The following is a 15875-nucleotide window of genomic DNA, read 5'->3' as shown; positions in this document are numbered from 1 at the left end:
AGGGGTTAGAAAATGAGATTAGTTGTTCAGCGAGTAACAGAAGCAAGCGTTACAGTGGACGAAGAGGTCGTCGGCCAAATTGGACAAGGCCTTATGGTGCTGGTCGGTATCACTCACGACGATACAGAAGATGATGCAGCTTATTTAGCTGATAAAGTTGTCAATCTCCGTATTTTCGATGACAGTGAAGGAAAAATGAATCTGTCTCTTGTAGATATAGGAGGAGAGATTTTATCCGTCTCACAGTTTACGCTTTATGGAGATACGAAAAAAGGGCGCCGGCCGAACTACATGAACGCGGCCAAACCCGATAAAGCTTTAGGTCTTTATGAAAAATGGAATGACCTGCTTCGTGAAAAAGGAATCAAAGTGGAGACCGGAACGTTTGGAGCAATGATGGATGTTCAGCTTACAAACTCGGGACCGGTCACGCTCATTATGGATTCAAAATAAAAAAAGCTGCCAAAAGGCAGCTTTTTTTATTGGAAGTATTTCTCTAATCCGCTTTCGATCCCATCTGTTACTTTTTCTTGGTATGAATTGCTATGTACAATGGCTTCTTCCTGCGGATGGCTTACATATCCCAGCTCATACAGCATTGCGGGCTGTCTGTTTTCCCGGAGCACATAATAATCTCCGAATAATACGCCGCGGTCTGGAATGGAAGAACGCTTCACCACTTCTGAGTGGACATCTGATGCGAGTTCCTGATCTTTGGCAGGACTGTAGTAATATGCTGTACTGCCTCTTGTAGAGGTATCCGCATAGCTGTCATAATGAATGCTGATAAAGGCGTCAGCGTTGCGGTAGTGAGACGTAGAGACCCGTGACTGCAGGCTGACAAAGGTATCATCCTGGCGTGTCACATATACATCCGCTCCAGCCGATCTAAGTTTGCTGGCGAGCAGTTTTGCCGTTTTGATCGTCAGGTTTTTCTCGAATTTCCCCGAATATCCGATCGTTCCGCTGTCTTTTCCTCCATGTCCCGGGTCAACAATAATCGTTTTATTGTTTAGAGAGCCGTTTCCAGACGGGGAATCAGAGACTGGCGGTTCACCTGCTTCTTCTGCGCTTTTAGACGTTTGGACCACCCAATTGGCTACATAAGCAGTTTGCCCGTTATCAAGCTTTATTTCATACCAGCTTCCCTTTGAACCGGTAATGGTGTATGAATCTCCTTTGGCAGCGCGCTCAACGATCGAAGCTGATGTTGACGCATCACTTCTTAGATTCGTTCCTCCGTACATGATATAGGCTTTTTTAGCGGAGGATGAACTGCCGGCATTTGCTGAATCATCAGCTGGAACAGAACTAGTCAAAAGGTAATGGATTGCAACCCAGCCTTTTAGCCCGTTCACCTCAATGTGAGCCCAGCCATTTTTCTCATTGAGAACCGTCAGTTTCGTTCCGCGATCAAGTTTTGTTATAATTGCCGCGTCATGTGAGGCGGAGGCTCTTACATTTAGCGAAGAAACACCGACTGTGCCCGTCGTTGACGCACCGGAATCCTCGGTTTGGTCATTCTCATCAGACGCTGAACTGCTGCCTCCTGATGTGACATATTCAGATGATACCCATCCGGTGGCACTGTGATAGGATATCTTGATCCAGCCCGAATCTTTATCAATGACAGATGCTTGGCTGCCTTGCGGGAATTTGCCGATGACTTCGTATGAAGTGCCCGGGCCGCTTCTCATCCGCAGATCGGGGTCTGTTGATGTCACAGTGCCACTGCTTCCTGAGGAGTTTGTGCTGGCCTGGTCTTCCTTTGTAATAAGCCAGGAGACTACCCAGCCCTTTTCTCCGGAACCAAGCTGTATCTGCACCCAGTCTCCATCTTCCTTTAAAATCGGATAGTGTTCTCCCTTTTTTACTTCCGCTGTAATGCCGTAGCTAAGCCCAGGGCCGCTTCTGACGTTCATTTCATCTGTTGCGATGACCGCTTCTCCTTGAGAAGCTGTAACGGATGAAAAGGTCGGGAATAGCGCTGCGGTGAAAATAATACATACAATAAGGACAAAGTATTTCTTGTTCATTGTGTCCTCCTTTCTGATGATCATTAAAAAAGCATTCTTGTTTAATATCGTAAAGTCCTTTCTGATTTTTAAATAAAAATAAAATGATTTGTTTATACTAAGCGTAAATACAATCAAAAAGGTGTGCAAATCATGAAATATCATCCAAAAATGGGACGTGCATTTCACGACGGTGAAGCGAATCTGCATTACAGCGATCACGCAGATCCTGATACGACTGGTTATCTTACGGAGACAGCATCTGAATTTGGTCTTATGTCCAAAGAAGCAGCGCTGAGGAAAAACAACCGGAATAAAGCTTGACAGAGAACCCCAATCCCATTATTATAATAGAAATTGAGTACATAGCAAATGATGAAAGATTTGAACCAATAATGGAGAAGAGTAGGTCAGATTGCATGATTAGAGAGGAACCCGCCCCAGGCTGAAAGCGGATCCCATTGCGTCTTTCTCGAAACAACACTCCGGAGGTTTCCTGCTGAACGCGTGAATAACGCCATTAGGCAGTGAACGTGAACCTGCGTTAAAGGATCGAGCGGGAATATGAACGTATTCCAACTAGGGTGGCACCACGGGTATAACTCTCGTCCCTACTATCATGTATAGTAGGGACGAGAGTTTTTTTCATTTTCATCATTAACGATCACATGTTGGATATTTTATAAGGAATACATAAGGAGGTCTACCTATGGGATATAACATTCCGAGAGGAACACAGGATATTCTGCCTGGAGAATCAGATCGCTGGCAGTATGTTGAACAAATTATGAGAGACACTTGCCGCACTTATCAATATAAAGAAATCCGCACACCGATTTTTGAGCATACAGAACTGTTTGCCAGAGGCGTCGGAGAATCGACGGATATCGTACAAAAAGAAATGTATACCTTCGAGGACCGCAAAGGCAGAAGCCTGACGCTTCGTCCGGAGGGAACAGCTGCGGCGGTTCGCGCCTTTAATGAAAACAAGCTGTTTGCAAATCCGGTTCAGCCGACAAAGCTTTATTATGTCGGGCCGATGTTCCGTTATGAACGTCCTCAGACAGGCCGTTACCGCCAGTTTTATCAGTTTGGAATTGAAGCGATTGGTTCGAAAGACCCTGCAATCGACGCTGAAGTAATGGCGCTTGCGATGAGTATTTATGAAAAAGCAGGTTTAGAAAACGTTAAGCTTGTCATAAACAGTCTCGGCGATCAAGATAGCCGCAAAAGCTACAGAGAAGCGCTCGTGAAACACTTCGAGCCTCGCATCGAAGAATTTTGTTCAGACTGCCAGTCACGACTGCACACGAATCCGCTTAGAATCTTGGACTGCAAAAAAGACCGAGATCATGAGCTGATGAAATCAGCGCCTTCAATTTTGACGTATTTAAACGATGAATCGGCCGCTTATTTTGAAAAAGTGAAACAATACTTAAACGATCTGGGCATTTCGTATGAAATCGATCCGAACCTTGTGAGAGGGCTGGATTATTACAACCACACCGCATTTGAAATTATGAGCAATGCGGAGGGCTTTGGCGCGATTACGACACTTGCCGGCGGCGGACGCTACGACGGGCTTGTCGAACAGATCGGCGGACCTGAAGCACCGGGCATCGGATTTGCGATGAGCATCGAACGCTTGCTTGCCGCAATTGATGCTGAAAAACGAGAGCTGCCTGTTGATAAGGGAATCGACTGCTATATCGTCACACTCGGCGAAAAAGCAAAGGATTATTCTGTTTCATTGGTGTACAAACTGAGAGAAGCAGGCATTTCCAGTGAAATCGATTATGAAAATAAGAAAATGAAAGGCCAGTTTAAAACAGCTGATCGCTTAAATGCCAGATTTATTGCGATTTTGGGTGAAGATGAGCTTGCCCAAAACAAAATCAATGTAAAGGATGCACAGACGGGCGAACAGATTGAAGTGGCACTTGATGAATTTATACATGTGATGAAGGCAAACCAAAAGGGATAAGGAGTGAAACGCATTGTTTGGAAGAACATATTATTGCGGTGATATAACTGAAAAAGCAATTGGCGAATCTGTAACGCTGAAAGGCTGGGTCCAAAAAAGACGAGACCTCGGCGGATTGATTTTTATTGACTTGCGTGACCGTACGGGCATTGTTCAAGTCGTTTTTAACCCTGATGTGTCAAAAGAAGCGCTTGCTATTGCGGAAGGCATCAGAAATGAATACGTGCTTGATATTCAAGGAAAAGTGGTGGCGCGTGAAGAGGGAACAGTTAATCCGAATTTGAAAACAGGCGCGATCGAAATACATGCTGATGGAGTGAACGTATTAAATGCTGCAAAGACACCTCCATTTGCGATTTCTGATCAAGCAGAAGAAGTGTCAGAGGACGTTCGTTTAAAACACCGTTACTTAGATTTGCGCAGACCGGCTATGTTCCAGACGATGCAGCTGCGCCATAACGTGACGAAAGCTGTTCGCAGCTTTTTAGATGAAAATGGGTTTCTTGATATTGAAACGCCGATTTTAACAGGAAGCACGCCTGAAGGCGCACGTGACTACTTGGTGCCGAGCCGTGTGCACGAAGGTGAGTTCTACGCGCTGCCGCAGTCCCCGCAGCTATTTAAACAGCTTCTGATGGTATCAGGCATTGAACGATATTATCAAATTGCCCGCTGTTTCCGCGATGAAGACTTGCGTGCGGACCGTCAGCCTGAGTTTACGCAAATTGATATTGAAATGTCCTTTATGAGCCAGGAAGACATTATGTCATTGGCTGAGGAGATGATGGCAAAGGTTATGCGTGAAACAAAAGGTGAGGAACTTAAGCTTCCTCTTCCTCGAATGACGTATGACGAAGCAATGAACAAGTACGGTTCTGATAAACCGGATACGCGTTTTGACATGCTTTTGACGGATGTGTCTGACATTGTAAAGGATACGGAATTTAAAGTGTTCTCATCAGCTGTAGCAAACGGCGGCGTGGTTAAAGCCATCAACGTAAAAGGCGGTGCCGGCGATTACTCCAGAAAAGACATCGACGCTCTTGGCGCTTTTGCTGCAAACTACGGGGCAAAAGGGCTTGCCTGGGTGAAGGTTGAGGCAGACGGAGTGAAAGGCCCGATCGCTAAATTCTTTGATGAAGAAAAGCAGTCTAAGCTGATTGAAGCACTTGATGCTGCTGAAGGTGATTTGCTGCTGTTCGGAGCGGATCAATTCGAAGTTGTGGCCGCATCACTCGGCGCCCTGCGCTTAAAGCTTGGGAAAGAGCGCGGGCTGATTGACGAAAAATTGTTTAATTTCTTATGGGTCATCGACTGGCCGTTATTAGAGCATGATCCGGAAGAAGGCCGTTTTTACGCAGCACACCATCCGTTCACAATGCCTGTCCGAGAAGACCTTGAGCTGATTGAAACAGCGCCTGAAGACATGAAAGCACAAGCTTATGACCTCGTTTTAAACGGCTATGAGCTTGGCGGCGGTTCAATCCGTATTTTTGAAAAGGATATTCAGGAAAAAATGTTTGCGCTTCTCGGCTTCTCACCAGAAGAAGCGGCTGAACAGTTTGGATTCCTGCTGGAAGCATTTGAATACGGCGCTCCTCCGCACGGCGGAATCGCACTCGGCTTAGACCGTCTCGTTATGCTTCTCGCTGGACGTACGAACCTGAGAGATACGATTGCATTCCCGAAAACAGCAAGTGCAAGCTGCCTGATGACAGAGGCGCCGGGAGAAGTAAGCGATGCCCAGCTTGACGAGCTTCATCTTTCTATCAAGAAAAAAGTTAAGAACTGATTGGGCAGTTCGATTCTTGAAAATCAAAATCGTCTGTGATATGATTTTGACAAGTTAAATAAAGTCCTGATGTGTTAGTTGTACACCTAGTTTTGACCGAACATTTTTTTGATTTGGGAGCCCGCATTTTTAAATGGCGTACATGCCTCTTTTCATTCGGTAAAGAGGACTTACAAGATTTAAAAGAGGGCACCCACCTGCTGAGAGCGGGTTCAAAACAAAGGAAAGCTGCAACGGCACTATTGGGACTTTATTTTTTGTGCGCAGAAAAACGGCTGCTCATGGATCAGCCATTTTATAGATGAAACCAGAATACGAATGTGGAGTGAGGTTCTTGTTACACCAGTTTTCACGCAATGAATTAGCTATCGGAAAAGAAGGCCTTGAAACGCTGAAAAACAGCACAGTTGCTGTGCTTGGAGTCGGGGGAGTCGGGTCGTTCGCGGCGGAAGCTCTCGCGCGGTCAGGCGTCGGCCGCATTCTGCTTGTCGACAAAGATGATGTCGACATTACAAATGTAAACCGTCAGCTTCACGCGCTGCTTTCAACTGTCGGACAGCCGAAAGTTGATTTAATGAAGGCGCGGATCGCAGACATTAACCCGGAGTGTGAAGTGATCGCGTTAAAAATGTTCTATACGGAGGAAACGTATGAGCAGTTTTTTGACTATGATCTTGACTATGTCATTGATGCGTCAGACACCATTTGTTATAAAATTCATTTAATGAAAGAATGTCTGAAACGGGATATTCCGCTCATCTCCAGCATGGGTGCAGCAAATAAAACGGATCCGACACGCTTCCAAATCGCTGATATCTCAAAAACGCACACTGATCCAATTGCGAAGGTCGTCCGTACGAAATTACGCAAAGAGGGGATCAAAAAAGGCGTTCAAGTGATTTTCTCTGATGAAAGCCCGATTGTCATTCGGGAAGATGTCAGAAAAGAAGTGGGAAATGACGAAGCGAAAATCCGTAAAGCAAAAATGCCGCCTTCCTCTAATGCTTTTGTGCCGTCAGTCGCAGGTTTGATTATGGGCGGACATGTTGTCATGGATCTTTTGAAAGACATTGAAATCAAACGTGTGAAGGATAAATAATGCATAAAAACAGCCTTGATGATCAAGGCTGTTTTTGTTTTATTTTCTTTTCATTAATTTATCGTACACCTGCTTTAAGGCGGATTCGAATTTTCCTGTCTGTTTCGGCTTATAGTATTGCTTATTTTTCAGAGGATCAGGGAGGTATTGTTGTTCGACCCAACCGTTGTCGTAATTGTGCGGGTATTTATAGTCGATTCCTCTTCCTAATTCCTGAGCTCCTTTATAATGCGCGTCTTTTAAATGCTTCGGGACATCCCCAATTTTTCCGGCTCTGATATCTGCCAGAGCCTCATCGATTGCCAGAATGGCCGAGTTTGATTTCGGTGAGAGGCAAAGCTCAATAACTGCGTTGGCCAGAGGGATTCGCGCTTCAGGAAACCCGACTCGCTCAGCGGTCTGAATAGCATTCAGCACTCTAGGGCCGGCTTGCGGGCTTGCTAAACCGATATCTTCATAGGCGATAACAAGCAATCGTCTTGCGATGCTCTCCAGATCACCGGCTTCAATTAATCTAGCCAAATAGTGAAGAGCAGCGTTAGCATCAGAGCCGCGGATCGATTTTTGAAAAGCGGACAGTACATCATAATGCGCGTCACCATCTTTATCGTGAGAAAAGCTTTTTTTCTGCAAGCATTCTTCCGCGGTTTCTAATGTAATGTGAATTTCACCGTCTGTTGACTCCTTCGTTGACAACACGGCAAGCTCAAGCGCATTTAAAGCGGAGCGGACATCTCCTCCGCATCCGTGGGCAAAATGCTCCATCGCCTGATCATCAATGGATACAGAATAGGTGCCAAGGCCCCGATGCTCATCATGGAGCGCGCGTTCCAGTGCCTGTTTAATCAGATCAGGTGTTAACGGTTCAAGCTCAAAAATCTGGGTCCGGCTTCTGATCGCCGGATTAATGGCATGATACGGGTTAGCCGTTGTTGCTCCGATCAAAATGATCATCCCGTTTTCTAAATAGGGTAATAGAAAATCCTGTTTTCCTTTATCCAGCCTGTGGACTTCATCCAGAATCAAAATCACTTGGCCGGACATCTTGGCTTCCTGAGCTACGATTTCCATATCTTTTTTATTGTTAATGACAGCATTCAGCTTTCGAAAAGCAATACTTGTTGAACCGGCGATTGCTGTTGCGATTGATGTTTTTCCAATTCCGGGCGGCCCGTACAAAATCATGGATGACAAATGTTTTGCCTGGACCATTCTGCCAATAATTTTATCTTCAGCCACCAGATGCTGCTGGCCGATAATATCCTCTATTTTTGTCGGACGCATCCGATATGCCAATGGCTTCATCTATCATCTCTCCTTACTTAATTACAGGGTAACGGAAAACCGTACATTAGAAAAGGGGAAAGGCCCCCTTTCCTTCTGCCTCAATGAAAATTCGCTGAAGGTATGTTATAATAACAGTTGGTCTATAAGATAATAAACGGACGAAACATATAGAAATTACCATTATAAATGTGGAAAATCATGAAATAACAGAGGTGTTCATGTTGAAAATATCAACTAAGGGAAGATACGGGCTCACCATTATGATCGAGCTTGCAAAAAAGCACGGTGAAGGCCCGACTTCATTAAAAAGCATCGCACAGACGAATAATTTGTCCGAGCATTATTTGGAGCAGCTGGTATCGCCGCTCAGAAATGCCGGTTTAGTGAAAAGCATCAGAGGCGCATATGGCGGATATGTATTAGGCAGTGAGCCGGATGCCATTACCGCGGGAGATATTATCCGTGTGCTTGAGGGGCCGATCAGCCCTGTTGAAGTGCTGGAAGATGAGGAGCCTGCCAAGCGTGAGCTCTGGATTCGCATTCGGGATGCTGTAAAAGAGGTTTTAGACAGTACAACATTAGAGGATCTTGCCAGCTATACAGACGGAGAGCAAGAAGCTTATATGTTCTATATTTAGATCAGAGGTGTAAACATAATGGAACGGATTTATTTAGATCATGCCGCAACGTCTCCGATGGATGAGCGCGTGCTGGATAAAATGATACCGCACTTCTCCGGCAGTTTCGGTAATCCCTCCAGTATTCATTCATTTGGCAGAGAATCTCGAAAATGGGTGGATGAAGCAAGAGCGCAGATCGCAGCAGAAATCGGAGCGGCAGAGCAGGAGATCATTTTTACAAGTGGGGGAACGGAAGCTGATAACTTGGCGATCATGGGAACCGCACTTGCAAGAAAAGATCTTGGCAGACATATCATCACAACAAAAATTGAGCATCACGCCGTGCTTCACACTTGTGAAAAACTTGAGGAAGACGGATTTGACATAACGTATCTGGACGTTGACCAAAATGGAAGAGTCAGTGCAAAACAGGTGAAAGAAGCACTGCGTGATGATACAATCCTTGTGACAGTGATGTATGGAAATAATGAAGTTGGAACAGTGCAGCCGATCGAAGAAATCGGTGAGCTGTTAAAGGAACACAAAGCTTATTTTCATACCGATGCTGTTCAGGCATTCGGGTTGCTGCCCATTGATGTGAAAAACAGCCATATTGACCTTCTGTCTGTTTCCGGGCACAAGCTCAACGGGCCAAAAGGGACAGGCTTTTTATATGCTAGTAAAGATGTGAAGCTTTCACCGCTTTTATTCGGAGGAGAGCAAGAAAGAAAACGCCGTGCCGGAACGGAAAATGTTCCAGGCATTGTCGGGCTGAAAGAAGCGATCAAGCTGTCAAGTGAAGAACGGGACGAAAAAAACGAGAAGTATCAATCGTTTAAAGCAATCTTTGCCGACACGCTTAGAGATGCAGGTGTGGCATTCGAGATCAACGGGGACAAAGAGCATAGTCTGCCGCATGTTCTGAATCTTTATTTCCCCGGTGTGTCAGTGGAAGCGCTGCTGGTTAATCTTGATATGGCGGGTGTCGCTGTCTCCAGCGGTTCAGCGTGCACGGCCGGTTCAGTCCTGCCGTCACATGTTCTGACTGCTATGTTCGGAGAAGAGAGTGACCGGCTGACGTCCTCTATTCGAATCAGCTTCGGCCTCGGCAATACGGCTGAGCAAGTGAAAACTGCTGCCAAACATGTGGCCGACGTTGTCAAACGGCTGACACAATAAGGCGGCTTAGTAATTGGAGTGAATGAAATGGAAAAACGGCCGGAGGATACAAGAGTCGTCGTCGGCATGTCCGGCGGAGTAGACTCATCTGTGGCGGCCCTGCTGTTAAAAGAACAGGGCTATGATGTAATCGGAATCTTTATGAAAAATTGGGACGATACGGACGAAAACGGTTTTTGCACGGCGACAGAGGATTATGAAGATGTGATCCGCGTCTGCAACCAAATCGGAATTCCGTATTATGCCGTAAACTTTGAAAAGCAATATTATGAGAAGGTATTTCAATACTTTCTTGATGAATATAAAGCAGGCAGAACACCAAACCCGGATGTACTGTGCAACAAAGAAATTAAATTCAAGGCCTTTTTGGAGCATGCATTGTCACTTGGCGCCGACTATTTAGCGACTGGCCACTATGCAAGAGTAGACAGAAGCGGCGGAAAAGTCAGAATGCTGCGCGGCATTGATGAAAACAAGGATCAAACGTACTTCTTGAATCAGCTGACAGAAGATACGCTGAGCAAAGTCATGTTCCCGATCGGCGAACTTCAAAAAAGCCGTGTGCGTGAAATCGCCAAAGAAGCAGAACTTGCAACGGCGACGAAAAAAGACAGTACAGGCATCTGCTTTATCGGCGAACGCAACTTCAAAACGTTTCTCAGCCAATATCTCCCTGCACAGCCGGGCGATATGATGACGATGGACGGTGAAGTAAAAGGCCGTCACGACGGGTTGATGTATTACACGATCGGACAGCGTCACGGCCTTGGCATCGGCGGAAGCGGCGAGCCGTGGTTTGCGGTAGGCAAAGATCTTGAAAAGAACATCCTCTACGTGGATCAAGGGTTCCATAACCCGCTTTTATATTCTGACAAAATCACAGCAACAAATATCAGCTGGGTACGTTCGGATATCATGAAGGGCGAAGAGATTTCCTGCACGGCTAAATTCCGTTACCGCCAAGAAGATCATAAAGTAACGGTGCGCATGACTGGCGAGGGTGAAGCGGAAGTCATCTTTGATGAACAAGTCCGCGCTGTAACGCCGGGACAAGCCGTTGTCTTCTATGACGGCGAAGAATGTCTTGGCGGCGGGACAATTGATGATGTGTACAAAGACGGAACAAAATTGTGGTACGTATAAAAGATGAAAAACCTCAACACTGAGTTGGGGTTTTTTAATGAAAGGAAGATGATCGGTGGATTATAATCAACTCGGTATAGAGGCGATGCAGGAAGGCGATTACGAGAAAGCGGCAGAGGCATTTACAAAAGCGATTGAAGAAAATAAAGAAGACGCGATTCCGTATATCAATTTTGCCAACCTGCTTTCATCCGTAAACGAGCTGGAACGTGCGCTTGCGTTTTATGATAAAGCGCTTGAATTAGACAATAGCGCAGCCACTGCTTATTATGGAGCAGGAAATGTCTATGTTGTAAAAGAAATGTACAAAGAAGCCAAAGACATGTTTGAAAAAGCGCTTCGTGCGGGGATGGAAAACGGCGACCTGTTTTACATGCTCGGAACGGTGCTTGTCAAGCTCGAACAGCCTAAGCTTGCACTGCCATATTTACAAAGAGCGGTCGAACTGAATGAAAACGATACGGAAGCGCGTTTTCAATTCGGGATGTGCTTAGCCAACGAGGGCATGCTGGACGAAGCGCTCAGCCAATTCGCAGCTGTAACAGAGCAAGACCCGGGGCATGCAGATGCATTTTATAATGCCGGTGTCGCTTATGCTTATAAAGAAAACCGAGAAAAAGCGCTGGAAATGCTGGACAAGGCAATTGATATCCAGCCAGATCATATGCTTGCGCTTCATGCTAAAAAACTGATTGATCCATCATAACAGGCACAGGAGGAGGGACAGCTCGTGCAGCAGCATCCGGATCAGCTTAAACTGGAGGAAGAGCCCTATTTAAAAGGGACAGTCAACACAGTCATCTATCATAATGACACCAATTTATATACGGTTCTGAAAGTGAAAGTCACAGAGACCTCCGAAGCCATTGAAGATAAAGCCGTATCCGTGACGGGCTACTTCCCTGCGCTTCAAGAAGAAGAGACCTACACGTTTTACGGAAAGATCGTAACCCATCCAAAATTCGGGCTCCAATTTCAGGCGGAGCATTTCAAAAAGGAGATTCCAACGACTAAGGAAGGCATCATTCAATATTTATCGAGTGATTTATTCGAGGGGATCGGCAAAAAAACAGCTGAAGAAATTGTGAAAAAGCTGGGCGACAGCGCCATTAATAAAATATTGGCTGACGCTTCAGTGCTTTATGATGTTCCCAGACTCTCAAAAAAGAAAGCAGACACGCTGGCCGGTGCATTGCAGCGGCATCAGGGACTGGAGCAAATCATGATTTCCTTGAATCAGTTTGGCTTTGGCCCGCAGCTGTCTATGAAAATCTATCAAGCCTATGAATCCGAGACGCTTGAAAAGATTCAGGAAAATCCTTATCAGCTTGTGAAGGATGTAGAAGGCATCGGGTTTGGGAAAGCGGATGAGCTGGGCAGCAGAATGGGTCTTTCGGGTAACCATCCTGAGCGGGTAAAAGCTGCTATTTTGTACACGCTTGAAGCGACTTGTCTGTCAGAGGGGCACACGTACATAGAAACAGAACAGCTGATCATTGACACCCAATCTCTGTTAAACCAGTCAGCAAGGGAAGGGCAGCGCATCACAGAAATGGATGCCGCTAACGCGATTATTGCCCTTGGAGAAAATAAAGACATTGTCATTGAAGATGGCCGCTGTTATTTTCCATCGCTGTTTTACGCAGAACAAAACGTTGCAAAGCGTGTGAAATATATCGCTAGCCAAACCGAATATGAGAACCAGTTTCCCGAATCAGAGTTTTTGCTCGCGTTGGGAGAACTGGAAGAACGGATGAACGTTCAGTATGCCCCCAGCCAGAAGGAAGCGATTCAAAAAGCCCTTTCCTCGCCGATGCTTCTTTTAACAGGCGGTCCGGGAACAGGGAAAACGACGGTAATCAGAGGGATTGTCGAGCTCTACGGAGAGCTTCACGGTGTGTCACTAGACCCGTCAGCTTATAAAAAGGATGAAGCTTTTCCGATTGTTTTGGCCGCTCCGACAGGGAGAGCAGCAAAACGGATGAGTGAATCAACGGGACTTCCTGCAGTCACGATACACAGGCTGCTTGGCTGGAACGGCGCTGAAGGCTTTACTCATACAGAGGATCAGCCGATCGAAGGGAAGCTGTTAATTATCGATGAAGCCAGTATGCTTGATATATGGCTGGCGAATCATTTGTTCAAGGCGATCCCTGATCATATACAAATCATCATTGTCGGAGACGAAGACCAGCTGCCTTCCGTCGGTCCGGGACAAGTGCTCAGAGACCTGCTGGCATCCCAGGTGATTCCGACTGTGAGACTGACAGACATCTATCGCCAGGCGGAGGGGTCATCAATCGTCGAGCTTGCCCACCAGATGAAAAATGGATTGCTGCCGAACAATTTGACTGCCCCGACAAAGGACCGTTCCTTTATTCGCTGCGGAGGCTCGCAAATCAAAGAAGTAGTTGAGAAGGTTGTCGCCAATGCATTGAAAAAAGGCTATACAGCAAAGGACATTCAGGTCCTCGCTCCGATGTACAAAGGAAAAGCCGGCATTAATGAATTGAATGTGATGCTGCAGGACATTTTAAATCCTCCTAAAGAAAAACGGAGAGAATTGAAGTTCGGGGATGTTGTCTACAGAACCGGAGATAAAATTTTGCAGCTTGTCAATCAGCCGGAAAACAATGTGTTCAACGGAGATATTGGCGAAATCACGTCGATATTTTATGCAAAGGAAAATACAGAAAAAGAAGACATGGCCGTCGTTTCTTTTGACGGCAATGAAATGACATTTACGAAAAAGGATTTTAATCAATTTACCCATGCGTATTGCTGTTCTATTCATAAATCGCAGGGAAGTGAATTTCCGATTGTGGTTTTGCCTGTTGTGAAAGGCTACTATAGAATGCTCAGAAGAAACCTTCTTTATACCGCGATTACAAGAGCGAAGAAATTTCTCATTTTATGCGGTGAGGAGGAGGCGCTGGAGTGGGGCGTGAAAAATAATGATGCAACTGTCAGACAGACCTCCTTAAAAAACAGGCTGTCCGTACAGGTTGAGGAAATGGATGCCGAGCTTGAGGCTCTCCAAAAAGAGCTCCCGTTCAGCGTACACGACGCCAACATTGGCATGGAAGGCATTACACCATTCGATTTTATGAAAGAAGAACAGCAATAAAATGCTCCCGTGCAAGCGGGAGTTTTTTTCATTTGCAGTGGAATTGATTTCATCGTATGAGTCTAAGGCGCAAAGCAAAACCTAAGCCTGTTCAACAAAAGGTGGTTGATCACACTTTGAGAACATGCCATGAAGTAGAAGGATTCCCAGTATACTCAGAACGAACTTCTTGTTATCTCGGGGCAATTTCTGATATTTGTTTTTCTATGAAGGGAGATTGTCTCGGGTTTATTCTTGCACAAAAACGCTTTTTGCATCATCATCATGCGCTATTACGGGCGTGTGATATCTCTTCCATTCTTGATGACCGCATATTGGCTTCGGTCAGTTCAGAACAGCTTCTGCCTCTTCCGAAAACATGCTTCACATACGAGCAGATGAAGATGAAGCTTGTGAAATCGCAAGAGGGCGATATATTGGGGATGCTGGAAGATGTATACTTTTGTTTGGACAGGGGCATAATCGTAGCATATGAACTCTCGGACGGTTTCTTTTCTGACCTGGCGGGAAGCAAGCGCCAGATCCAAAGAGCGGATTCGCTTGTCGAGGTGCGGAAAGACGAGATCGTTCTGAACGGATAGAGGTGTGAGGTATGCTTATATGCCCGAATTGCAAAAGTAAGGATATCGGCAAAATCGGCGTGAACCAATATTATTGCTGGGGCTGTTTTATTGAACTGACAGTGGCGAAAGGGAAGATTGCAACTCATCAGGTGGAAGAAGACGGAACGTTAAGCAGCTTGGATGATTTGTTTTCTGAGGATGAACGCAGCATCAATTTTTAATCATGAAAGGAGATGCGCAGGATGAATCGGACGATGACTTCTCTTTTGGCAATGGGAGCCGGAGCTCTCGTGTACCGAATGGCGACTCAATCTGACATGCTGAATAATCGAAGCATGAAGCGGATGAGAAGAAGAATTACGAAAATGTTTTAATGCAAAAAGGATACTCTCCAAAGAGTATCCTTTTCTATGTTTGCCGGACCTCGAGGCGTCTTGCTGCGAGTGAAAGGCTGTAGTTGACTGCGAAATACATAAGGGCCGCAAGTAAAAAGATCGGGAAAAAATAACTGCCGTCTGCGCTTTGGCCGTTTATAATTTGCGCGTTGTGAATCAGTTCAGGCAGGGCGATCACAACAGCGAGCGATGTATCTTTTAATAAAGAAATAAACTGGCTTACGATGGGCGGAACCATGCGGCGAAGCGCTTGCGGCATGACGATAAAGAACAGGGTCTGTGTATAGCTCAGCCCGGAGGAGCGCGCCGCTTCAATTTGTCCTTTGTCAATTGATTTCAGTCCGCTTCGGATAATTTCAGATAGCATAGCGGATTCAAAAATCGTTAGTGCTGTAATTGCAGCAGCTGTAATTTCAAGCTTAATCCCAATTTCCGGAAGGGCAAAAAACGTAAAGAAAATAATTAACAGCAAGGGGAGGTTTCTGATCGTTTCAACGAGAACCGCAATCAATTGAGAAAGAACGGGAACTTTCGCATAACGCAGGGTTCCTGCGATTAAACCGAAGAAAAAGCTCAGAATGATGGAGATGAAAGCAACGTACAAGGTGACGAGAAAGCCATCCCATAAAAACGCTAAATGCTCCTGTGAATAAGCACCGATGAAATCCAAT

16 protein-coding genes, 1 other RNA gene and 1 other annotated feature are annotated in these 15875 nt (G+C 45.7%); of the genes, 14 read left to right on the top strand and 3 right to left on the bottom strand.

Going from position 1 to position 15875, the window contains the following annotated elements; all coding sequences use genetic code 11:
• Positions 1-12 precede the first annotated feature (12 nt).
• Positions 13-453, top strand: coding sequence for a D-aminoacyl-tRNA deacylase (gene dtd / locus NX903_RS13115; RefSeq protein ID WP_004398689.1), 441 nt, complete (start codon positions 13-15; stop codon positions 451-453).
• Positions 454-479: 26 nt separating this feature from the next.
• Here the strand turns inward: dtd and NX903_RS13110 are convergent, their stop codons facing one another.
• Positions 480-2036: an SH3 domain-containing protein gene (locus NX903_RS13110; protein ID WP_086344142.1), complete on the bottom strand. Its 1557-nt coding sequence runs from the start codon at positions 2034-2036 to the stop codon at positions 480-482.
• A gap of 132 nt (positions 2037-2168) precedes the next feature.
• Between NX903_RS13110 and NX903_RS13105 the strand changes: the two genes are divergently transcribed.
• The 5 genes from NX903_RS13105 to NX903_RS13085 all read left to right on the top strand — a co-directional run bounded on the left by NX903_RS13105 (position 2169) and on the right by NX903_RS13085 (position 6890).
• On the top strand, positions 2169-2339 hold the full coding sequence (locus tag NX903_RS13105; protein ID WP_004399157.1) for a YrzK family protein: 171 nt from the start codon (positions 2169-2171) through the stop codon (positions 2337-2339).
• 59 nt (positions 2340-2398) lie between these two features.
• Positions 2399-2631, top strand: a binding site (T-box leader).
• A gap of 93 nt (positions 2632-2724) precedes the next feature.
• Entirely contained in the window at positions 2725-3999 is a 1275-nt protein-coding gene (gene hisS / locus NX903_RS13100) for a histidine--tRNA ligase (protein ID WP_086344141.1), read from the top strand.
• Positions 4000-4012: 13 nt separating this feature from the next.
• A complete protein-coding gene (gene aspS / locus NX903_RS13095) occupies positions 4013-5791 on the top strand; it encodes an aspartate--tRNA ligase (RefSeq protein WP_015384241.1) in 1779 nt (592 codons plus the stop codon).
• Positions 5792-5851: 60 nt separating this feature from the next.
• Positions 5852-6044, top strand: a non-coding RNA gene (gene ssrS, locus NX903_RS13090) — 6S RNA.
• Positions 6045-6125: 81 nt separating this feature from the next.
• A complete protein-coding gene (locus tag NX903_RS13085; RefSeq protein WP_003229763.1) occupies positions 6126-6890 on the top strand; it encodes a tRNA threonylcarbamoyladenosine dehydratase in 765 nt (254 codons plus the stop codon).
• Positions 6891-6929: 39 nt separating this feature from the next.
• Here the strand turns inward: NX903_RS13085 and NX903_RS13080 are convergent, their stop codons facing one another.
• Positions 6930-8195 carry a replication-associated recombination protein A gene (locus NX903_RS13080; RefSeq protein WP_086344140.1) on the bottom strand — a complete coding sequence of 422 codons (1266 nt, stop codon included), beginning with the start codon at positions 8193-8195 and terminating at the stop codon, positions 6930-6932.
• 203 nt (positions 8196-8398) lie between these two features.
• Between NX903_RS13080 and cymR the strand changes: the two genes are divergently transcribed.
• The 8 genes from cymR (at position 8399) to NX903_RS13040 (ending at position 15183) form a co-directional block, all read left to right on the top strand.
• Positions 8399-8815, top strand: coding sequence for a cysteine metabolism transcriptional regulator CymR (gene cymR, locus NX903_RS13075; protein ID WP_003225879.1), 417 nt, complete (start codon positions 8399-8401; stop codon positions 8813-8815).
• A gap of 18 nt (positions 8816-8833) precedes the next feature.
• The gene (locus tag NX903_RS13070) at positions 8834-9976 is read left to right on the top strand and encodes a cysteine desulfurase family protein (protein ID WP_042976695.1); all 1143 of its coding nucleotides are present in this window, start codon (positions 8834-8836) and stop codon (positions 9974-9976) included.
• Between the two features lie 27 nt (positions 9977-10003).
• On the top strand, positions 10004-11119 hold the full coding sequence (gene mnmA / locus NX903_RS13065; RefSeq protein ID WP_004398509.1) for a tRNA 2-thiouridine(34) synthase MnmA: 1116 nt from the start codon (positions 10004-10006) through the stop codon (positions 11117-11119).
• An 85-nt stretch (positions 11120-11204) separates the two neighbouring features.
• A complete protein-coding gene (locus NX903_RS13060; RefSeq protein ID WP_202926392.1) occupies positions 11205-11825 on the top strand; it encodes a tetratricopeptide repeat protein in 621 nt (206 codons plus the stop codon).
• Positions 11826-11849: 24 nt separating this feature from the next.
• Positions 11850-14246: an SF1B family DNA helicase RecD2 gene (recD2, locus tag NX903_RS13055; RefSeq protein ID WP_086344139.1), complete on the top strand. Its 2397-nt coding sequence runs from the start codon at positions 11850-11852 to the stop codon at positions 14244-14246.
• A 56-nt stretch (positions 14247-14302) separates the two neighbouring features.
• Entirely contained in the window at positions 14303-14827 is a 525-nt protein-coding gene (locus NX903_RS13050) for a PRC-barrel domain-containing protein (RefSeq protein ID WP_072557129.1), read from the top strand.
• A gap of 11 nt (positions 14828-14838) precedes the next feature.
• Complete coding sequence (locus tag NX903_RS13045; protein ID WP_003225893.1) at positions 14839-15030, top strand: hypothetical protein; 192 nt, start codon at positions 14839-14841, stop codon at positions 15028-15030.
• Between the two features lie 21 nt (positions 15031-15051).
• Positions 15052-15183 (top strand): YrzQ family protein, encoded by a 132-nt coding sequence (locus NX903_RS13040; RefSeq protein ID WP_003229780.1) that lies wholly within the window; start codon positions 15052-15054, stop codon positions 15181-15183.
• Between the two features lie 34 nt (positions 15184-15217).
• Here the strand turns inward: NX903_RS13040 and NX903_RS13035 are convergent, their stop codons facing one another.
• Complete coding sequence (locus tag NX903_RS13035) at positions 15218-15874, bottom strand: amino acid ABC transporter permease (RefSeq protein ID WP_003229784.1); 657 nt, start codon at positions 15872-15874, stop codon at positions 15218-15220.
• Between the last annotated feature and the right edge of the window lies 1 nt (position 15875).

Source organism: Bacillus sp. FSL R5-0576, assembly GCF_038004765.1.
In the GTDB taxonomy this organism is placed as follows: domain Bacteria; phylum Bacillota; class Bacilli; order Bacillales; family Bacillaceae; genus Bacillus; species Bacillus subtilis.
Note: the sequence above shows the minus strand (reverse complement) of the source record. Positions and strands in the feature narration are given on the sequence as shown.